This is a genomic window from Streptomyces sp. NPDC005262 (assembly GCF_042872425.1).
Lineage (GTDB): Bacteria > Actinomycetota > Actinomycetes > Streptomycetales > Streptomycetaceae > Streptomyces.
This window is the reverse complement of record NZ_JBIAKK010000008.1, coordinates 18,473-37,218: the sequence shown is the minus strand read 5'-3', so window position 1 is coordinate 37,218 and position 18,746 is coordinate 18,473. Positions and strand designations below refer to the sequence as shown.

The 18,746-nt window shown below is 70.1% G+C and carries 19 protein-coding genes and 1 pseudogene; 7 read left to right on the top strand and 13 right to left on the bottom strand.

Annotated features, from left to right (window positions below; translation table 11 throughout):
• The first annotated feature begins 119 nt into the window (after positions 1-119).
• Genes ACFYP5_RS20910 through ACFYP5_RS20900 form a run of 3 tightly spaced genes read left to right on the top strand, consistent with a single transcriptional unit; the run spans position 120 to position 2,693 of the window.
• Complete coding sequence (locus tag ACFYP5_RS20910) at positions 120-1,481, top strand: ferric reductase-like transmembrane domain-containing protein (protein ID WP_389038022.1); 1,362 nt, start codon at positions 120-122, stop codon at positions 1,479-1,481.
• A gap of 11 nt (positions 1,482-1,492) precedes the next feature.
• Complete coding sequence (locus ACFYP5_RS20905) at positions 1,493-1,933, top strand: FMN-binding protein (RefSeq protein WP_389038019.1); 441 nt, start codon at positions 1,493-1,495, stop codon at positions 1,931-1,933.
• Positions 1,926-2,693, top strand: coding sequence for an FAD:protein FMN transferase (locus tag ACFYP5_RS20900; RefSeq protein WP_389038016.1), 768 nt, complete (start codon positions 1,926-1,928; stop codon positions 2,691-2,693). The genes ACFYP5_RS20905 and ACFYP5_RS20900 overlap by 8 nt, the downstream gene beginning before the upstream one ends.
• A gap of 164 nt (positions 2,694-2,857) precedes the next feature.
• Here the strand turns inward: ACFYP5_RS20900 and ACFYP5_RS20895 are convergent, their stop codons facing one another.
• The 3 genes from ACFYP5_RS20895 to ACFYP5_RS20885 form a co-directional block, all read right to left on the bottom strand.
• Entirely contained in the window at positions 2,858-4,048 is a 1,191-nt protein-coding gene (locus ACFYP5_RS20895; protein ID WP_389038013.1) for an acyl-CoA dehydrogenase family protein, read from the bottom strand.
• Between the two features lie 102 nt (positions 4,049-4,150).
• Positions 4,151-5,308 carry a methyltransferase gene (locus tag ACFYP5_RS20890; RefSeq protein ID WP_389038010.1) on the bottom strand — a complete coding sequence of 386 codons (1,158 nt, stop codon included), beginning with the start codon at positions 5,306-5,308 and terminating at the stop codon, positions 4,151-4,153.
• Between the two features lie 61 nt (positions 5,309-5,369).
• Complete coding sequence (locus ACFYP5_RS20885) at positions 5,370-5,576, bottom strand: hypothetical protein (RefSeq protein WP_389038007.1); 207 nt, start codon at positions 5,574-5,576, stop codon at positions 5,370-5,372.
• Between the two features lie 219 nt (positions 5,577-5,795).
• Between ACFYP5_RS20885 and ACFYP5_RS20880 the strand changes: the two genes are divergently transcribed.
• Positions 5,796-6,626, top strand: a complete 831-nt coding sequence (locus ACFYP5_RS20880) for an endonuclease I family protein (RefSeq protein ID WP_389038004.1) — start codon at positions 5,796-5,798, stop codon at positions 6,624-6,626.
• Positions 6,627-6,644: 18 nt separating this feature from the next.
• On the opposite strand, the pseudogene glsA reads toward ACFYP5_RS20880, so the two are convergent.
• The 3 genes and pseudogenes from glsA to ACFYP5_RS20865 all read right to left on the bottom strand — a co-directional run bounded on the left by glsA (position 6,645) and on the right by ACFYP5_RS20865 (position 9,128).
• A pseudogene (gene glsA / locus ACFYP5_RS20875) lies at positions 6,645-7,989 on the bottom strand (glutaminase A).
• A 14-nt stretch (positions 7,990-8,003) separates the two neighbouring features.
• A complete protein-coding gene (locus tag ACFYP5_RS20870) occupies positions 8,004-8,567 on the bottom strand; it encodes a hypothetical protein (RefSeq protein ID WP_389038001.1) in 564 nt (187 codons plus the stop codon).
• 30 nt (positions 8,568-8,597) lie between these two features.
• Positions 8,598-9,128, bottom strand: a complete 531-nt coding sequence (locus tag ACFYP5_RS20865) for a DUF1269 domain-containing protein (protein WP_389037998.1) — start codon at positions 9,126-9,128, stop codon at positions 8,598-8,600.
• A 423-nt stretch (positions 9,129-9,551) separates the two neighbouring features.
• Between ACFYP5_RS20865 and ACFYP5_RS20860 the strand changes: the two genes are divergently transcribed.
• On the top strand, positions 9,552-9,875 hold the full coding sequence (locus ACFYP5_RS20860; protein ID WP_389037995.1) for a plasmid stabilization protein: 324 nt from the start codon (positions 9,552-9,554) through the stop codon (positions 9,873-9,875).
• A 189-nt stretch (positions 9,876-10,064) separates the two neighbouring features.
• On the opposite strand, the gene ACFYP5_RS20855 is transcribed toward ACFYP5_RS20860, so the two are convergent.
• The 6 genes from ACFYP5_RS20855 to ACFYP5_RS20830 all read right to left on the bottom strand — a co-directional run bounded on the left by ACFYP5_RS20855 (position 10,065) and on the right by ACFYP5_RS20830 (position 16,519).
• The gene (locus tag ACFYP5_RS20855; protein WP_389037993.1) at positions 10,065-11,492 is read right to left on the bottom strand and encodes an NADP-dependent succinic semialdehyde dehydrogenase; all 1,428 of its coding nucleotides are present in this window, start codon (positions 11,490-11,492) and stop codon (positions 10,065-10,067) included.
• 209 nt (positions 11,493-11,701) lie between these two features.
• Positions 11,702-12,178 (bottom strand): ATP-binding protein, encoded by a 477-nt coding sequence (locus ACFYP5_RS20850; RefSeq protein WP_030929128.1) that lies wholly within the window; start codon positions 12,176-12,178, stop codon positions 11,702-11,704.
• Positions 12,179-12,364: 186 nt separating this feature from the next.
• On the bottom strand, positions 12,365-14,464 hold the full coding sequence (locus tag ACFYP5_RS20845; protein WP_389037990.1) for a xanthine dehydrogenase family protein molybdopterin-binding subunit: 2,100 nt from the start codon (positions 14,462-14,464) through the stop codon (positions 12,365-12,367).
• A gap of 19 nt (positions 14,465-14,483) precedes the next feature.
• Entirely contained in the window at positions 14,484-15,470 is a 987-nt protein-coding gene (locus tag ACFYP5_RS20840) for an FAD binding domain-containing protein (RefSeq protein WP_389037988.1), read from the bottom strand.
• Positions 15,467-16,033, bottom strand: coding sequence for a 2Fe-2S iron-sulfur cluster-binding protein (locus ACFYP5_RS20835; RefSeq protein WP_389037985.1), 567 nt, complete (start codon positions 16,031-16,033; stop codon positions 15,467-15,469). Before ACFYP5_RS20835 ends, ACFYP5_RS20840 begins: the two co-directional genes overlap by 4 nt.
• Before the next feature lie 99 nt (positions 16,034-16,132).
• The gene (locus ACFYP5_RS20830) at positions 16,133-16,519 is read right to left on the bottom strand and encodes a hypothetical protein (RefSeq protein ID WP_389037982.1); all 387 of its coding nucleotides are present in this window, start codon (positions 16,517-16,519) and stop codon (positions 16,133-16,135) included.
• A gap of 172 nt (positions 16,520-16,691) precedes the next feature.
• On the opposite strand from ACFYP5_RS20830, the gene ACFYP5_RS20825 reads away from it, so the two are divergent.
• Together ACFYP5_RS20825 and ACFYP5_RS20820 are read left to right on the top strand one after the other, a co-directional pair.
• Complete coding sequence (locus ACFYP5_RS20825; protein WP_389037979.1) at positions 16,692-17,024, top strand: DUF6479 family protein; 333 nt, start codon at positions 16,692-16,694, stop codon at positions 17,022-17,024.
• Positions 17,025-17,140: 116 nt separating this feature from the next.
• Positions 17,141-17,965 (top strand): VOC family protein, encoded by an 825-nt coding sequence (locus tag ACFYP5_RS20820; protein ID WP_389037977.1) that lies wholly within the window; start codon positions 17,141-17,143, stop codon positions 17,963-17,965.
• A gap of 56 nt (positions 17,966-18,021) precedes the next feature.
• Here the strand turns inward: ACFYP5_RS20820 and ACFYP5_RS20815 are convergent, their stop codons facing one another.
• Positions 18,022-18,549: a DUF6328 family protein gene (locus ACFYP5_RS20815; RefSeq protein WP_389037974.1), complete on the bottom strand. Its 528-nt coding sequence runs from the start codon at positions 18,547-18,549 to the stop codon at positions 18,022-18,024.
• Positions 18,550-18,746: the final 197 nt, after the last annotated feature.

The window sequence follows — 18,746 nt, the reverse complement described above, 5'->3', positions numbered from 1 at the left end:
GTTTCCTCTGAAAATCGGCGCCGAGGGCGGCCCGACAGGGCCGATTCAGAAGGTACACAGAAGTTGGGCTGTGAGGCTGGCCGCCCGTCACCGGAGCGTGTCTCATCCGGAGGAGCGCCATGACCGCCACATCCACCACCACGTACGCAAGCCGTGGGATGCGCCACCGGCGCCCGCGCCGCAGCGTCGTGCCGATCCTGGCGCCGCTCGTGATCTGGGCCGGCGCTGCCGGGGTGCTCGCCCTGTGGTGGAGCGACACGACCTCGGTGATCGGCCCGGCAGGCTGGCTGACCGGTGCGGGACGCATCACCGGGCTCCTGGCCGGGTACGTCTGCGCCGTCCTGCTGGCCCTCATGGCCCGCATGCCGCTTCTGGACCACACCGTCGGTACGGACCGGCTCGCCCGCTGGCACGCGTTCGGCGGCCGCTGCACCATCTCCCTGGCACTCGCCCATACCCTGCTGATCATCTGGGGCTACTCCCTGAGTTCCCACACGCAGCTGGTCAGCCAGACCTCCTCGCTCGTCCTGCACTATCCAGACCTCCTCAAAGGCACGGCCGGCTTCCTCCTGTTCCTGGCCACCGGGGTCATCTCGGCCCGCGCGGCCCGTCGCAGGCTGAGTTACGAGACATGGCACTACCTGCATTTCGCCACATACCTGGCCGTATTCCTCACCTTCGGGCACCAGCTCTCCAACGGCGCCGACTTCGTCGGCAACCGCCCGGCTCAGGCCGCCTGGTACTCGCTGTTCCTCGGCGTCGCGGCGCTGGTCGCCTGGTACCGGTTCGCGGTCCCCGTCCGGTGTGGACTGCGCCACCACCTGCGCGTGAGCGCGGTCCATCCTGAGGCACCGGGCGTGGTATCCGTCCACCTCACCGGCGACCACCTGGACGAACTGGGAGGTGAGCCGGGGCAGTTCCTGCGCTGGCGCTTCCTGACACGCGGGCTGTGGTGGACTGCCAACCCCTACTCCCTCTCCGCCCCCGCGCAACCCGGCCACCTGCGCATCACCGTGAAGACGGCAGGCGGGCACAGCGCCGCGCTGGCCCGCCTGGCACCCGGCACGCGGGTCTGGGCCGAGGGACCCTACGGCGCCTTCACCGCGAGGCGCCGCACCGCCCCCAAGGTCCTCCTTCTGGCCGGCGGTGTCGGCATCACCCCCTTGCGCGCGCTCTTCGAGACACTGCCGGGCCAGGTCACCGTCGTCTACCGGGCCCGCCGCCCGGCCGACCTCGCCCTGCGCACTGAACTCGACGCGGTAGCCACCCACCGACGCGCCCGCGTGCACTACGTCGTCGACGAACCGACCACCTACTCCTCACCGCTCACCGCCCGGGGCCTGACCGATCTGGTGCCGGACCTGGCCGCACACGACGTCTATCTCTGCGGCCCTCCCGGCATGACCCAGGCCGCGATCACAGCCCTGCGCGACGCCGGTGTGCCGGCACGGCGCATCCACCACGAGTCCTTCGCGTTCTGAGGAGAACCGCCATGCGCCCAGCCGTCCTCGCCACCATTGGGATCAGCGCCCTCGTCGTGACGTTGCTTGCCCTCAAACCCCACCAGCTCCCCGCCGTCGCCGGAGTGTCCCCCCGCTCTCCCACCGTCTCCTCCCCCCACACCTCTTCGGGGGCCACGCCCGGCTCGCCCTCGGGGACGGGCACGTTCACCGGGGACCCCATCGACACCCAGTACGGAACCGTGCAGGTCGCCGCCACCCTCTCCAAGGGAAAGATCACGTCCGTCAAGGTTCTTCAGGCACCGGACCGGAACGGCCGCGACCAGCAGATCGCCTCCTACGCCCTGCCCCGCCTCACCCAGGAGGCCCTCGGGGCTCAGAGCGCGCACATCGATGCCGTCTCCGGTGCGAGCTACACCAGTGAGGGCTACATACAGTCCCTCCAAAGCGCCCTGGACCGGGCCCATGCCTGACCCCGCGCGCGGGCTGCGCCACGTCGAGCACGTCATGGGCACCGTCTTCTCCTTCGATATCCGTGACAAGCCCACCCCCGCCATCCACCGCGCGCTCGCCGAGGCCGTGTACCACCTCCACCGGGTCGACGCCGTGTTCTCCACCTATCGGCCCGACAGCCACATCAGCCGCCTCGACCGCGGTGAGATCCGCCTTCAGGACTGTCCGCCCGAAGTCCACGAGGTCCTGTCCCTGTGCGCACAGGCCACCCACGACAGCGACGGCTGGTTCAGCATCGCCCCCTCCGGCACCCTCGACCCCTCAGGTCTCGTCAAAGGCTGGGCCACCGAAACGGCGTCCCAGCTTCTCTACGACGCGGGCGCGCACCACACGTGCGTCAACGGCGGCGGTGACCTGCGGCTCCGCGGTCAGGCCGGCCCTGGCACTCCGTGGCGCATCGGCATCGCCCACCCGCTACGCCCCGGTGAACTGGCCACCGTCATCACCGCCGGCCACGACCTGGCCGTGGCCACCTCGGGCACTGCCGAACGCGGCGCTCACATCGTCGACCCGCACAGCGGTACACCCGCCGTCGCGTTCGCCTCACTCACCCTCGTCGGACCCCGCCTGACGCTCACCGACACCTACGCCACCGCCGCTTTCGCCAGAGGCGACGGGGCACAGGGCTGGGTGGAAACACTGGACGGCTACGAAGCACTCGCGGTTCTGCCCGACGGCCAGGAATGGCGAACCCCAGGATTCCGGCGATATGGATCATGAGACGGGGCACGGACTCATTCCCGCCCGCAGGGAACGGGCACTTCCCGGTCACGGCCGCGGCTTCACCATCGAAGGCGCCGTAGGAGCTCTACTTGTTCCCCTGTCAGTCCAGAGGTGCTGACCATCCATCTTCTGTGCCAACCAAAAAGCCTCGTCACCACCGGTCAGCGGCGCACGCGCGGCATCCCCAGGCCGATCCACGAGATGATTTCCCGCTGGATCTCGTTGTTGCCGCCACCGAAGGTGAAGATGACGGCGGACCGGTAGCCGCGTTCGAGTTCGCCGTGCAGGACGGCACCCGCCGAGCCCTCCTTGAGAGGTCCGGCCGAGCCGACGACCTCCATCAGCCAGGCGTAGGCGTCGCGGCGCGCCTCGGAGCCGTAGACCTTGACGGCGGAGGCGTCCTGCGGGGTGAGGGTGCATTCCTGGACGGCGGAGACCATCTGCCAGTTGAGAAGTTTCATGGCATCGAGCCGGGTGTGGGTGCGGGCGAGCCGGGTGCGGACCCAGCCGAGGTCGATCACCCGGCGACCGTCGGCCAGCTCGGTGTCGGTGGCCCAGCGCTGCACGTTGTGGAGGGCGCGGATGGCCATGGTGCCGTGGGCGGCCAGGGTGACGCGTTCGTGGTTGAGCTGGTTGGTGATGAGCCGCCACCCCTTGTTCTCGTCGCCGACGCGGCGCGAGGCGGGGACGCGGATGTTCTCGTAGTAGCTGGCGGTGGTGTCGTGCGAGGCGAGGGTGTTGATCAGGGTGCAGGAGTAGCCGGGGTCGCCGGTCGGGACGAGCAGCATCGTGATGCCCTTGTGGGGCGGGGCGTCGGGGTCGGTGCGGGCGGCGAGCCAGACCCAGTCGGCGGTGTCGCCGTTGGTCGTCCAGATCTTCTGACCGTTGACCGTGTAATGGCCGGTGTCCTCGTCGCCGTCGCGTACGGCCCGGGTCTTGAGGGCGGCCAGGTCGGTGCCGGCGTCGGGTTCGCTGTAACCGATGGCGAAGTCGATCTCGCCGGCCAGGATCTTCGGCAGGAAATAGGCCTTCTGCTCGTCCGTGCCGAACCGCATGATCGTCGGGCCGACGGTGTTGAGGGCCATCAGGGGCAGCGGTACGCCCGCCTGGGCGGCCTCGTCGAAGAAGATGAACTGCTCCATCGGGGACAGGCCGCGTCCGCCGTACTCCGTCGGCCAGCCGACACCGAGCCAGCCGTCGGCGCCGAGGCGACGGATCGTCTCGCGGTAGAAGCGTTTCTGGTCGGCGGGGTCGTCGTACCTGCTGTAGGCGTTGTCGGGAACGAGTCCGGCGAAGTACGTGCGCAGCTCGGCGCGCAACTGCTGTTGCTCAGGCGTGTATTCGAGGTGCACGGCCCCTCCAGGAGTCTCGCGGTCGCATCGCCCGTGTGCGGCGGCGCACACAGTAGAACGTGTTGCAAGAATCCGGAAGGGCCATGGGGCCTCGTCCGCCGGTCAGCGCTTGACGGCGCGCAGCACGACGAACTTGGGGTCACCGGCGACGGTGGTGCAGTTGCCGAAGGTGCGGCGCAACTGGGTGTGGTACCCGAGGTGCCGGTTGCCGACGACCCACAGCTCGCCGCCCTGCCGCAGCGCGGTGCGCGCCCCGTGGAACATGGTCCGGGCCGTGGCGTCGGTGGTCGCAAGGTGCGAGTGGAACGGCGGGTTGTTGAGCACCAGGTCGACACTGCCCGGCGGTACGCCCGCCATCCCGTCGCCGACCAGGAAGTCGGCCTCGGCGTCCGTCCCGAGGTTGGCCCGGAACGTGGCCTCGGCCGAGGCGACCGCCTGGTACGACTCGTCGATGAAGGTCACCGTCGCTTCGGGGTTGGCGAGCGCGGCGGAGGTGCCGACGACCCCGTTTCCGCAGCCCAGGTCGACGATGCGGTCCCGGCCGCTGCGCTCGGGCAGATGGTTCAGGAAGAAGCGGGTGCCGATGTCGAGGCGCTCGGCGCAGAAGATCCCGGCGTGGTTGACGACGGTCCGGCCGGAGACGGCGCCGATGCCGTCGGGCAGGTCGTAGCGGTGCGGCCACGGGCTGGGGGTGCGGGCCAGAGCCGGGTCGGGGGTGCAGAAGATCAGTCGGGCCTTCTTGACCGCGAGGGAGGTGCGGGTGTGACCGATGATCCGCTCGAACAGTTTGAGGGTGGAGGTGTGGATCTCCTTCACCATGCCGGTGCCGATGACGACGGTGCCGGCGTGCACGGCGGGGGCGAGCCGGTGCAGCTGGTCCTCCAGGAGCGCCAGACTCTTGGGGACGCGTACGAGGAGGACGTCGATCCGCTCCGGCGGCGTGTCCCTGGCCGACAGCAGACGTACGGTGTCCGGGTCGTCACCGTTGCGTGCGAGGTTCGCCAGGGTGGCGCGCTGCGCGAGGTACGAGTCGGTGATCTGTACGGGGCGGTGCCCGGCCAGCACGGTGGTCAGCGCACCCCAGCGGTCGCCCACCACGACCACGGTGCCGGACAGGTCGACCGGCTCCGCTCCGTCGATCCCCTCCAGCTGCCGCAGCAGATATTCGTCGGCAGCGTCCCAGGCGCGGAACGGGTCGCGCGGGTGCTCGGGGAAGCGGGCGAGGTCGAACCCGCCCTGTGACGTCGTCAAACGGTTCATTGTCCGTTCAGGCTAGCCGAGCGGCGGGGAGCGCCCACACACTCCCCGCCGCACCGGCCGCCTACGGCAGCTGCTTCTCCATCGCCGCCCGGCCCTCTCGTGCCAGTCGGCGCTGCGCCCACTCGAGATTCTGCGGAGTCAGGTCCCGCCCGGAGGCGAGCACCAGATCCTCGGCCGACGGATGGCTGGTCCCGCCGGTGTGCAAGAGGCTGTCCGGGGTCACGCCCCGAGCCATGGATACGGGTACGGATTCGGGCTCTTCGCTCATGCCGCCTCCTCGTCCTTGCCGCAATTCTCGCTCTGCGGCTCCAGGACCGCATCCGAGAGCCCACTTGACCTGCACATGATAGGTACACAGCGTTCACACCTCGGTCACCGTGCGTGTGGAAGGCTCCCGCTGACCACGTACCACACACGAACACCGCGGCATCGTCCCCCACCCCGTGACGGCGCCGCGGTGCCTGCTTTTCCGGAGAGGACACCCCACATGTCCCGTCGTCACCTTCCTTACCGGCGACCGCTGCTGGCCACTTTCGCCGCCTTCGCGGTACTCGCCGGCACCGCGGCCGCCGCACCCGCCACGCCCGCCGCATCCCGGACCACGCCGGTGGCCGCGACGCCACTCGCCGCGCTCGACGACACGTACTACCAGGACGCGCTCGGCAAGACCGGAACGCAGCTGAAGAGCGCCCTCCACTCGATCATCAGCGTGCAGACGAAGATCTCCTACAGCCAGGTCTGGGACGCGCTCAAGAACACCGACCAGGACCCCGCCAACTCCTCGAACGTGATCCTCCTCTACACCGGCCGCTCCGAGCCCAAGAGCGACAACGGCGGGGCGGTCGGCCAGTGGAACCGCGAGCACGTCTGGGCCAAGTCCCACGGCGACTTCGGCACCAGCACCGGACCCGGCACCGACATCCACCACCTGCGCCCGGAGGACGTCACGGTCAACTCCATCCGGGGCAACAAGGACTTCGACAACGGCGGTACCGCGGTGAGCGGGGCGGCGGGCAACTACACCGACAGCGACTCCTTCGAACCGCGCGACGCGGTCAAGGGGGACGTCGCCCGCATGATCCTCTACATGGCGGTCCGGTACGAGGGCGACGACGCCTTCCCCGACCTCGAACCGAACGACCGGGTGGAAAACGGCTCGGCGCCGAACATCGGCAGGCTCTCCGTACTGAAGCAGTGGAGCCAGGAGGACCCGCCGGACTCCTTCGAGGAGCGGCGCAACGACGTCATATTCGACCAGTACCAGCACAACAGGAACCCGTTCATCGACCACCCCGAGTGGGTCGAGGCCATCTGGTAGCAGCGCGGTCCGCCGCCATCAGGTCGTCGGGCGTCCCGCTTCCCGCGCGGCGCGCTCGACGGCCTCCTCGCGCGAGGTGAAGCGCCGGGGGGCCGTCGGGTCGCCGCCCGTCACTCCGAGGTGGCCGGCGGGGTCGACCACGGCCGTGCGCCGTCCGCCATCCGTGAGCCGGGCCAGTCCGGAGCACAGCATCGACCTCGCCACCGTGTCGATGCCGGTCACCTGCCGCAGATCCAGGACCACGGACGCGGTCTCCTCCGGCCCGGACTCGTCGAGCGCGTACAGCACGCGTTCCGCCGCGGTGAAGTCGAGGGCGCCCTGCGCGGCGACGACCGCCACCTTTTCCCGCAGGGCGCGTTCCTGCTCCTCCGTCGGGGCGGACGGCAGATCGTCGGCGGTGGTGACCAGGGTGACGGTCGAGGCGGCGAGCGCCGGGTTGTGCATCAGATGCAGGCCGAGCCGTTCCGACAGCGCCCCCAGCGCGATGCGCCCGCGGACCGACGTGCCGGTCGGATCCAGCCGCGGGCTGTAGGCCGCCAGGCCGAACCGGGCCGGTCCCGCTGCGATCAGGCCACCGGACACCCCGCTCTTGGCGGGCAGCCCCACCCGTAGCAGCCAGTCGCCCGACGTGTCGTACATGCCGCAGGTCGCCATCACGGCGAGCGCCTGCGCGGCGACCGGTTCCTCGACGACCACGTCACCGTTGAGCGGGTTCACGCCGCCGTTGGCGAGGGTCGCGGCCATGGCGGCGAGATCCAGCGTGGTGACGCGTACCGCACACTGCCGGAAGTACGTCTCCACGGCTCCCACCGGGTCGACCGGCAGCGGGCCCGCACTGCGGATCAGATACGCGAGGGCGCGATTGCGGTCGCCGGTGGCGACCTCGGAGGCGTACACCGCCTCGTCGACGTCCAGCTGCCGGCCGGCGAACCGGCTCAGACACGAGGATGCGGTCGAACCTCGGAGCGTCGGCGGTGTCGGGGACCAGCGCGGTGGTGACGATCGCACCGGCGTTGACCATGGCGTTGTCCGGCCGGCCGGTGCCCGGTTCAAGGCTGATGGCGTTGTAGGCCTCGCCGCTGGGCTCGGCGTTCACCCACCGGGACACGCCGTCGAGTCCGAGCTCGCACAGCGCGAGGGCATAGACGAAGGGTTTCGAGACGGACTGCATGGTGAACGGGACGTCGGCCTCACCCGTGCTGTAGCGATGGCCGTCCATGCTGATCAGGGCCAGCCCGAAAGCCTCCGGGTCGGCCGTGGCCAACTGCGGGATGTAGTCGGCCGGTTCGCCGTCGCGCACACCGGCGAACCGGGTGCGCAGTTCACGCAGCGCATCCGTCACCGCACCGGCTGCGGAGCTCACCTCGCTCCCGGCCGTCAGCTGCGCTCGGCCTGGGCGATCCGGGGGAACGTCTTGACTCCGGCCGCCTTACGGCTGTTCGCGTGTTCGCTGACCGCCCGGCCGGGCGGGGCGTCCGGGAAGCCGAGCACCACCGAGTCGAGCACCTTCCCCGACGCGTCGACGAACTCCACCCGGACGGCGTAGAAAGCGGCCTTGGGGGTGGGGTTGGTGACGCGGACCAGTGCGCTGCGGAACTGCTCACCCGCCGCGATCGGCAGCCCGTTCACCGAGACGTCCTTGATCGCGTTGCCCTGCCCCTTGACTCCGGCGAGCTGCTGGTTGGCTCTCTGCCGGCTGCGTTCGAGCTCGGCGGAGACCGAAGCCTCGAAGTCGGTCTGGGTGCGCGGTGAGGCGCTGGCGGAGGGCGACTCGTGCGGCTCCGGGGACACCGTACGGGTGCTCCTGGCCGTTCCCGGCGACGTTCCACCGGAGTCGCAGGCGGCGGCACCCGCCATGAGCACCGCGGCCAGCACGGCGGGGGTCAGGCTGCGGGCCGTGCGGCCGCCGAGGGCGCGTCGCAGAGGGCTGGGCTGGTTCACGGACACTCCGGGTCTGCTCGGAAAAGAGAGTCAGGGGGATACGGCTGGACGGGAGGAAGGCACCGGATCACTCGGCTCGTCGCCGAAGATCTCGCGGAGCCGGGCCTCGCTGAGGGTGTCCAGGTTGCTGTGGAGAAGCTCGGCGCCGCCGCCGGGAAGCGCGTCGCTGATCCGGTCGGGCACCTCGTTCGTGGTGAGCAGGAACAGCGCCGAAGTCCCGGGCGTCACCTGCTTCTTGACCTCCGCGATGAAGTCGTCGTCGATGCCTACGTCGGCGAGCTTGCCGCCCAGCGCCCCGGCCGCCGCGCCGATGGCCGCGCCCAGCAGCGGCATGAGGAAGATCAGCCCGAAGAGCATCCCCCAGAACGTGCCGCTCAAGGCGCCGGCGCCCACCAGGTTGAGCAACTGCTTCGTTCTCGGCTTCGCCTTGTCGATCGGCCAGCTGACCACCGCGGCGTCGAGGATCTTGATCAGTCCCTCCTTCTGGAGGGCCTTCAGTGTGTTCTCCACGTCCTCCGCGCCTTCGGCGGACTGGAACTTCCACACGGTGAGGGTGGACATCGCGCATACCTCCGGATTCCGGAACCGATCAGCTCGCCCATATTAGGATCAAAAGGCATGAATTGACCCGCTCAATTACGTCACCCGCGTTCCGTCGCGCACCCGAACGGGTGCCCCTCGGCGACACCTCGACAAGCAGGCCGGGAAGCCCACGCTATTGAGCGGCGCGCGGATGCGGTCCCGGCCGTACGAAGGGCTGTCGACCCCGCCCGGTCGGCGGGCCGCAGCGGCCGCCAACCGCTCGTCGGCGGCCGGCCGGGCCGCCACCGACGGGATACATACGGCCCGCGGCAGCGAGAGCGCACGGGCGGCCGCACGGCACCGTATTCCGATGCACGCTCCCGGAGCCACTGGGACACTGGGTGGTGCACCCCGGACCGTCCCTCTCGGGCACGGAGGCCACGGAGAGGAAGTGACCGCACCATGCCACGCGGATCCAATCCCAGGCGCGAGCGGCAGTACGAGCACATCAAGGAGAGCGCGCAGGAGCTCGGAGTGAGCGAGGAGCGGGCCGAAGAGATCGCGGCACGCACGGCGAACAAGGAGCGCGCCCGTTCCAAACCGCCGACGACCGCGAGCCGTACGTTGGTCCACGACCTCTCGTCCCTACGGCGCGCCGAGCTGCGCTCCCACGGCGGGGCCGAAGACCCCACCCGCGACCAGCTCTACGAAGAGGCCAGAAAAAAGAACGTCAAGGGTCGCTCGACCATGACAAAGGCCCAGCTGGCCAAGGCAGTCGGCCGCTGAGCCCTCACCATCGCCGGGCGGTGCGGCTGAGGCCGTCCCGTGATCCCTGGCGGGCGAGCAGCGTCAGCTACGGCACCTCGCCGCGTTGTCGGAACGACCGAATACATTCAGTCCGCGGACGTCCCTCCGCCTTGCGATGCACCGCGACTGACGCCGCGCGCCGATCCACCAGGGATTACTGGACACCCCTCAGGCGGAGCCGCCTCCGTCCGGCTCGGGGCCGTACCAGACCGTCGTGGCATTGCAGAACTCACGGATGCCGTGACCGGCCAGCTCCCGCCCGTAACCGGAGCGCTTCACCCCGCCGAACGGCAGCGCGGGGTGGGAGGCGGTCATGCCGTTGAAGAAGACACCGCCGGCCTGCAGGTCACGCACGCACTGACGGCTCTCGTCGGCGTCGCGCGTCCACACGTTGGAGCTGAGGCCGAACGGGCTGTCGTTCGCGAGGGTCACCGCTTCGTCCAGGTCCTCGACGCGGTACAGCGTGGCGACCGGGCCGAAGGTCTCCTCACGGTGGATCCGCATGGCGGGAGTGATCCCGCTGAGGACGGTGGGGGTGTAGAACCAGCCGCGCTCCAGCTCCGCACCCAGGCCGGTGGGCCGGCCGCCACCGCACAGTGCGGTCGCACCCTGGTGTACGGCGTCGTCCACCAGCTCCTCCAGGTCGGCGCGGCCCTGCTCGCTGGAGAGCGGGCCGATGTCGGTGGTCTCCTGCTGCGGGTCACCGACCGTCAGATCCTTCATGCCCGCGATGAACCGCTCGGCGAACTCGTCGTACACATCGGTGTGCACGATGAATCGCTTGGCGGCGATGCACGACTGCCCGTTGTTCTGGACCCGGGCGGTCACCGCCGTGCGCGCGGCCTGCGGGATGTCGGCCGACGGCAGGACGAGAAACGGGTCGCTGCCGCCCAGTTCCAGCACGGTGTGCTTGACCTCGTCGCCCGCGATCGACGCGACGGAGCGGCCGGCCGGCTCACTGCCGGTGAGGGTGGCGGCGACGACGCGGCGGTCACGCAGGATCGACTCGACCGCTCCCGCTCCCACCAGCAGCGTCTGGAAGCAGCCGGGCGGGAAGCCTGCACGGCGGAACAGGCCCTCCAGGTACATCGCGGTCTGCGGGACGTTCGACGCGTGCTTGAGCAGGCCGACGTTCCCCGCCATGAGTGCGGGGGCGGCGAACCGTACGACCTGCCACAGCGGGAAGTTCCACGGCATCACGGCCAGGACCGGGCCCAGCGGACGGTAGTGGACATAGGCCCGGGAGGCTCCGGCGTCACGTACGTCGGCGGCCGGCGGGTGCTCGTCCGCGAGAAGTCCCTCGGCGTTGGCCGCATACCAGCGCATGGCCTTGGCGCATTTGGCGGCCTCCGCGCGGGCCGCCTTGACGGGCTTGCCCATTTCGGTGGTCATGGTGCGGGCGATGTCCTGCTGGTCCTCGTCGAGGAGGTCGGCGGCCCGGTTGAGCAGCCGGGCCCGTTCACCGAAAGCGGTGGTGCGGTACTCCCGGAAGGTGGTGTCCGCGGTCGCGAGCCGATGCTCGATCTCCGCCGCCCCCAGCGCCTCGAACGTCTTGAGGGTCTCGCCGTTCGCCGGGTTGACCGTCGCGATGGGCATGACTGTGGTCTCCTTGCCTCGGATTCTTCGACCGTGCCGCGCGACGCCCCTGCGCGCAACGCGGGTTCCGGTGCGGGTACCCGACCGGCGCGGATCATGCGTGCGCTGTGCACGTCATCCGCGCCGGTGGGCAGAGCAGACTTCTTCGCGTAGGGATTCGGGTACCGGTCCGGTCAGGGATCCCCGCCACCCCTGTCGGAGCCCGCCTCTCAGACGAGGGCGGGCTCGGCCGGCTCGGAGGCCGGCGGCAGCAGGAACTCGCGAACTCCGGGCAGGGGTGCGCGCGGCAGCAGATCGGTGTTCCGCGGCGCCTCGGCGTAGCGGGTGAACCAGACGACTTTGCCGTCGAGGGTCCGACAGGTGCCCCAGCTGTGGCTGAGGGCCATGACACGGCTGAGACCACCGCCGCCGCTGCTGAGCAGGCGCGGCATCTCGGAACTGTTGTCGGCGACGGAGACCGTGAGGTGCCGACCGGACCACCGGAGTTCGACGACGCACTTGTTGTCGCCACCGACATGCCGGTGGACATTGGTCAGCAGCTCCTCCACACCCCGGCACACCGGCCGGATGTGAAGTTCGAGACTCCAGTGGCGCAGATGCGCAGCGACGATTCGTCGCAACTGCGAAACACGCTCTTCCGATACCTGGAGTTCGACCAGATAATGCCGGTCGAGTGGAACGGTCATCGTCGAGGCTCCTCACATCCAGGCCCATCTGCTTCGCCCCGTTGAACCAACGACCCCCGAATACGAAGAGTGAGCAGATGTCACTATTAGGTCACTCCTTAGGGTGACCCGGTGGGACCGGTTGCGCAACACGAAGGTGGGCGGGCCCGTGATCTCACCACGGAGCGTGACTGCCCACATCCGCCCTCACGGCAGATACGGCAGCAGCTTGTCCGGCGTGAGCGGGAGGCTGCGCAACCGGGCGCCGGTCGCGTGCCGCACTGCGTTGCCGAGAGCGGCCGCGGCGCCCACGATGCCGATCTCACCGATGCCCTTGCTGCCCATCGGGTTGAGATGCGGGTCGTCCTCGTCGATCCAGTGCGCCTCGATCTGCGGGACGTCGGCACAGACGGGCACATGATAGGAAGCGAGATCGCTCTGTGTGAAGTCGCCGAAGACGGGGTCGAGCGTGCTGCCCTCGGTCAGTGCCATGCCGAGCCCCATGATCATGCCGCCGACGAACTGGGAGCGTGCGGTACGGGAGTTGAGGATGCGTCCGGCGGCGAAGACACCGAGCATGCGGCGCATCCGGACTTCCCCGGTGCGGGTGTCGACGGCGACTTCGGCGAAGTGCGCGCCGAACGCATGCCGTGCGTACGGGGATTCCACCGCCGCTTCCTCCCCGGTTTCTGCGGTGACCGTGACGCCCTCGCCGGGAAGGGGCCCGGTGCGTTCCCGCAGGTGTCGTGCCAGGGCGGTGGACGCCTTGTGCACCGACCATCCCCAGGAGGCCGTACCCGCGGAACCTCCGGCCAGCGGTGCTTCGGGCAGTGCGCTGCTGCCGATGTCGATCCGGACGTCGGCCACGGAGGTGTCCAGCACGGACGCCGCGATCTGCGCAAGGACGGTGCGGGCCCCGGTGCCGATGTCGGTGGCATTGATCCTGATGCGGTAGGTGCCGTCGGCGGCTGCGTGCGCCGAGGCGCTGGAGCCGCCGATGTACACCGGGTACGTCGCGGCGGCGACACCCGTACCGATCAGCAGTGGTCCTTCGGTGCGCACCGCGGGGCGCGGGTCGCGGTCGTACCAGCCGAACCGTGCGGCGCCCTCCTCCAGGCAGGCGGCGAGGCCGCGGCTGCTGAAGGGGCGGCCGGAGTCGGGTTCGTACGCGGGGTCGTTGCGCAGACGCAGTTCGACGGGGTCGATGCCGAGGGCCACGGCGAGCTCGTCCACGGCCGACTCCAGCGCGTACATACCAGGGGCCTCACCGGGTGCGCGCATCCATGAGGGGCTGGGTACGTCCAGGGCCGCCACCCGGTGAACCGTACGGCTGTGTCCGGACGAGTACATCGTGCGGGCCGGCACGGCCGCCTGTTCCACGAACTCCTTGACCGTGGAGGTGTGGGTGATGATCTCGTGGGCGAGCGAGGTGAGGGTGCCGTCGAACTCCGCGCCGAGTCTGACGCGTTGCACGGTGGGGGCGCGGTGGCCCACGACGGCGGGCAACTCGCGCCTCGGCAGGGCGAGTTTGACGGGGCGCCCGGTGTGGCGCGCGGCCATGGCCGCGAGGACGGCCTGTGGGCGCGCGGTGCCCTTGGAACCGAAGCCGCCGCCGACGTGTTCGGAGACGACCGTCACCTGATCGGGCCGGAGGCCGAACACGGTGGCCAGGGTGTCGCGGACCGTTCCGGTGCCCTGGCTGGAGTCGTACACGGTCAGCTGCCCGTCGTCCGACCAGTGGGCGGTTGAGGCGTGCGGTTCCATGGGGTGGTTGTGCAGGGGCCCGAGGGTGTACGTGACGTCGACCTGTACGGGGGACACGCCGAAGGCGTGGTCGAAGTCGCCGCGTTCACGGACGGCCGGGTATCCGCCGTTCACCGTCTGCGGCACGTACAGGCCCGGGTGGTCCTCGGTGAGCCGGACATCGTGTCGGGCGCTCTCGTACTCGATCCGGACGGCCTCGGCTCCGGCTCGCGCCGCCTCGAACGTGTCGGCCACCACGAGCGCCACCTGCCGGCCCCGGTGCGGGACGCGGTCGTCCTGGAGGACGGCCAGTGCCGGGTCGTCGGGCTGTCTCAGTTTCGGGGCGTTCTCATGGGTGAGGACGGTGTGCACGCCGGGCAGGGCGAGCGCCTCGCCGGTGCGGATCGCCGTGATCCGGCCGCGTACGACGGTGGCGGGTACGGGCCAGGCGTACAGACAGCCGGGCGGGGTGTATTCGGCGGCGTAGCGGGCGGCGCCGGTGACCTTGTCCCTGCCCTCGCGGCGGACCACAGGGCTGCCCAGCGGCTCGGGGACCTGACTCATGTCGGGAGTCCTCACGTTCTCAGGCGGCGGCGGTGAGTGCTGCCAGGGCGTCGACGGCCAGGCCGCGGGCGAGCTCCACCTTGAACGCGTTGTCGCGCAACGGCCGGGCGGCCGCGAGTTCGGCGTCCACGGCCCGGGTGAAGGTCTCGTCGGTGGCGGTGGCGCCCCGCAGGACCTCTTCCGCGGCCCGGGCACGCCACGGGCGATGGGCGAGCCCGCCGAAGGCCAGCGCGGCGTGCCGGATCCGGCCGTCGCGGACGGTGAGTACCGCGGCGACGGCGGCCAGGGCGAAGGCGTACGAGGCGCGGTCGCGGGCCTTGCGGTACAGGGATACGGCGCCGTCCGGACCTGGCGGCAGCAGCACCTCGGTGATCAGCTCGCCCGGACGGATCACCGTGTCGCGCTCGGGTGCGTCCCCCGGCAGCCGGTGGAACTCGGTGACGGGTACGGAGCGTTCGCCGTCCGGTCCGTGCAGCTGGACCACGGCGTCCAGGGCGGCCAGGGCGACGGCCATGTCCGAGGGTTGGGTGGCGACGCAGTCTGCGGAGTGGCCGAGAACGGCGAGATCCCGGTGGGCGCCTTCGCGTGCGGGGCAGCCGGTGCCCGGTGCCCGCTTGTTGCAGGGTTTCGAGGTGTCCTGGAAGTACGGGCAGCGGGTGCGCTGCAGCAGGTTTCCGCCGGTCGTGGCGGTGTTCCGGAGCTGCCCGGAGGCACCGGAGAGCAGTGCCTGCGACAGGACGGGGTAGCGGGTGCGCACGGTCCGATGGACGGCGAGGTCGCTGTTGCTCACGGTCGCACCGATGCGCAGGCCGCCGTCGGCCGTGTCCGCCACCTGGTCCAGGGGCAGCCCACGGACATCGATGAGCAGGTCGGGGGTGGCCACACCCAGTTTCATCAGGTCGACCAGATTGGTGCCTCCGCCGAGGAACACGGCCCCGGGGCGGGCGGCGCTCGCGCGGACCGCCTCGGCGGTGGTGCGGGCGCGCAGATATTCGAACGGCTTCACGGCGCCACGTCCAGGATCGCTTCGACGATACGGGGGTACGCCCCGCACCGGCACAGGTTGCCACTCATCCGTTCGCGGATCTCGGGGCCGGTGAGCCTGGCCGGGGTGGCGCCGGGCCGGCCTGGTTCGGTGGCGTGGGACGGGAAGCCGTCGGCCGCTTCGTCGAGCATGCCCACCGCCGAACAGATCTGGCCGGGGGTGCAGTATCCGCACTGCAGGGCGTCCCGTGCGAGGAAGGCTTCCTGGACGGGGTGCAGCTCGTCCCCGTCGGCGAGCCCCTCGACAGTGGTGATCGCGGCCCCGTCGTGTGCGACGGCGAGCAGCAGACAGCTGTTGGCGCGCCGGCCGTCGACGATGACGGTGCACGCCCCGCACTGGCCGTGGTCGCAGCCCTTCTTCGCTCCGGTGAGGCCGAGGTGTTCACGCAGGGCGTCCAGGACGGTGGTCCGGTGGTCGAGCGACAGGGTCCGTTCGGTTCCGTTGATGTGCAGCGTCAGCGTCGAACGGTGAAGGGCCGCCTCCGGATTTCCGGCACCGTCCTCCCGCCCGCTTGCGTGTTCCACGCGTTCGCACCTCTCAAAGCGGTAGCTTTTGGCTGCTTTGTACCAGATACGGAAAGGCCTATCTGTGCATTGCGCCGACCGCGGGCGCAGGTATGCGCCTCACCGGCTCTCCACCCGCAGACGCATCTCCTCCTCCTGGTCGCCGGAGACCGTTCCGACGACCTGCACCGTGAAGGCGTCCGCCAGGTGCCTCCTGAGCTCGTCGACCGCCCAGTAGCCGCCTTGCGCATCGAGCGTCACGGGCCGGTCGATCGCGATGGGGCCCGAGACCACCCTCGCCTCGGACACATCGACGGTCACGTTCCATACGGTGGGTCGCTTTCCTCCCAGGTCCTGCGGTACGTCCACCGAGGCCCGGTCGGTGGTGAAGGCGGCCCGCAGCACGTCGAAGACCATCCGTGCGTCGTCCTTCGAGCATCCGCTGATGGCGACCGCCACCTCCTTGCCGTACCGGTTCTCCTCCGCCTGCGCCTGTGTGCTGTTCACGGGGGTTCCTTCCGTTCGCAGTGCTGACCTTCTCCAGGCTCACCCCACGGCTGGGTGTCGGCGACACGAAGCGGTCGGCGAGCAATGAAACTCTTTTCTCTTTATATCCACTTAAAACATGAATTCAAGGTCATAACTGAGTGACGGCCCCGACTCGGGGTATCCGGCATGCATGGACGTATCGAATGGAGCCCTCAATTCCCTGGCCGTCACGCTCGCGGACGGGCGGGGTGCGCTCGGCGTGGTGATGGCGGTCGTCGGTGTGGCCCTGGTGGGCATGCTGATCGGCGCCGTCTGGCTGGGACGGCGGCGCCGCGCCGAGGAACTGCCGCCGCCCCGGCCCGATGAGCAGCCGCCACGGCCCGATCACCGCACACACGTCGAGGAGCGCGACGTCCACGGCGACGACAGCTTCCCGGCCGACGGGCGCGGCCTCTCCCCCTACGAACTGGGAGACCACGGGAACGCGCCCATCCGGCACGACAAGGACGAGACGCGCGACTGAGCAGGTGCACGTCCGCATCGGCGCGTGTTGCGCGACCCATCGACCGAAGTGAGGCTGGTAGAGGCCCGACCGCCACGGCATGCGTGTGCCGCAGAACCGATGAAGGCAGCAGCACCATGACGGGAAGCAGACCCAGGACCACGCCCCCCTCGGCACCGCTGACCGGACCTTCGGCACCCTGCTGGGTCAACCTCATGACCCGGGACCTGAAGTCGGCGCAGGAGTTCTACGCCGCCACGCTGGGGTGGACGTTCCGGCCGGGAAAGCTCGGGCAGGAATTCTCCGTCGCACGCCGCGACGACGTGCCGGTGGCCGGTATCGCGGCGGTGGCGACGGCCATCCGGGTCGCCGTGGCATGGACTCCGTACTTCGCCGTGCAGAACGCCGATGTGGCCGCGGCGCGCATCCGTGAGCGCAGCGGCACGGTGGCGGTGGGGCCACTGGCGCTCGGCAAGGGACGCGGCGCCCTGGCGGCGGACCGCGACGGCGCGGTGTTCGGCATCTGGGAGCGCACCGAGGCGGCGACATCACCGCCGGCGCCGGACGACCACTCGAACGCGTGGCTGGAACTGCGTACCAGGGACGCTTTCGACGCCGCGATCTTCTACGGCCAGGTCCTCGACTGGGCGACCGGACGTCCCGGTGACTGCGAGGTGTCGTACGAGACGGACGAGGTCGTGGTGGACTGCGGCGGCAGGCGGCTGGCCCGGATCAGCTCCGGTGCGGTCGAGGCCGCGCCGGATCCGCTGGTCCGCCCGCACTGGCAGGTCCACTTCCCGGTGGCCGATGTGGCGGCAGCTGTGTCGGCGGCGCGGCAGCACGGGGGCTCGGTCGTCGAGCAGCGGACACAGGAACACGGTGCGGAGGCAACCCTGCTGGACCCGGACGGCGGGCTGTTCACCATCACGGACATCCGGAGCCCGGCCGGCGAGGGCATCTGAGCCGAACGGTCGCAGTCAGCTGTTCGGCCGCTTGCGCGCCGAGTGCATGTCCGAGGTCACTGCTCGCCTTCCGATGTCGAGCGTGCGAGCACCCAGGCCGGGAACACGAACCAGCAGATGAGGAACCACAGCGCCATGGCGCCCACCAGCCACAGTGCGAGCGAGTTGTGCAGGGCCACCCGCAGGATGAGCAGCAGCGCGGAGCACATCGTGCAGAACAGCAGGACGAGGCCGAGCACGGTCAGTCGCGACGCCCACACAACGGTCTGCGGCTTGAGCCGGTGCCCGGTGAGCATCCGGTGGAGGGAGACGGGCCCGATCAGCGCGGCGGCCGTGGCCGACCCCAGCATCACGGTGACAACATAGATGGTGCTGTCCGTGTCCGACAGAGCGGCGAACCGCGACTGGAACACGACGGCCAGCAGAAAGCCGAACAGGATCTGGACGCCGGTCTGGGCGACGCGGAGCTCCTGGAGCAGATCCGTCCACAGCCGGTCCGCCCGTTCCTCGGCCGTCTCGTGGCGGCCGATGTCGGGCCCCCGACCGCTTTCCGCGTCGCGGTCCTCGCCGGGTGTGGGGGTCACCGTGAGCCTCCGTCCGCGGTAGGTGTCGAACCCGTTGCGTCGCCTCCTACCCCACCGTAGAGATCTCACATCGGACCGGCAGCCCGAATGCGCCGCGTCGGCAATGCCCTCGACGAACGTGCCGGCCGCGCCTACGATCTTGAATACGGCATCGCGCGCCGGTCACCGGCCGGGTGAGGCGTGGAGGTGCCCGTGAG

Bases quoted from the DNA above. Each gene is read 5' to 3' on its own strand.
- ACFYP5_RS20885 (WP_389038007.1), bottom strand. From the start codon at position 5,576: ATGAGCGAAGAGCCCGAATCCGTACCCGTATCCATGGCTCGGGGCGTG.
- ACFYP5_RS20890 (WP_389038010.1), bottom strand. From the start codon at position 5,308: ATGAACCGTTTGACGACGTCACAGGGCGGGTTCGACCTCGCCCGCTTC.
- ACFYP5_RS20865 (WP_389037998.1), bottom strand. From the start codon at position 9,128: ATGTCCACCCTCACCGTGTGGAAGTTCCAGTCCGCCGAAGGCGCGGAG.
- ACFYP5_RS20855 (WP_389037993.1), bottom strand. From the start codon at position 11,492: ATGCCCATCGCGACGGTCAACCCGGCGAACGGCGAGACCCTCAAGACG.
- ACFYP5_RS20905 (WP_389038019.1), top strand. From the start codon at position 1,493: ATGCGCCCAGCCGTCCTCGCCACCATTGGGATCAGCGCCCTCGTCGTG.
- ACFYP5_RS20845 (WP_389037990.1), bottom strand. From the start codon at position 14,464: ATGAGTCAGGTCCCCGAGCCGCTGGGCAGCCCTGTGGTCCGCCGCGAG.
- ACFYP5_RS20900 (WP_389038016.1), top strand. From the start codon at position 1,926: ATGCCTGACCCCGCGCGCGGGCTGCGCCACGTCGAGCACGTCATGGGC.
- ACFYP5_RS20860 (WP_389037995.1), top strand. From the start codon at position 9,552: ATGCCACGCGGATCCAATCCCAGGCGCGAGCGGCAGTACGAGCACATC.
- ACFYP5_RS20825 (WP_389037979.1), top strand. From the start codon at position 16,692: ATGGACGTATCGAATGGAGCCCTCAATTCCCTGGCCGTCACGCTCGCG.
- ACFYP5_RS20850 (WP_030929128.1), bottom strand. From the start codon at position 12,178: ATGACCGTTCCACTCGACCGGCATTATCTGGTCGAACTCCAGGTATCG.
- ACFYP5_RS20820 (WP_389037977.1), top strand. From the start codon at position 17,141: ATGACGGGAAGCAGACCCAGGACCACGCCCCCCTCGGCACCGCTGACC.
- ACFYP5_RS20910 (WP_389038022.1), top strand. From the start codon at position 120: ATGACCGCCACATCCACCACCACGTACGCAAGCCGTGGGATGCGCCAC.
- ACFYP5_RS20880 (WP_389038004.1), top strand. From the start codon at position 5,796: ATGTCCCGTCGTCACCTTCCTTACCGGCGACCGCTGCTGGCCACTTTC.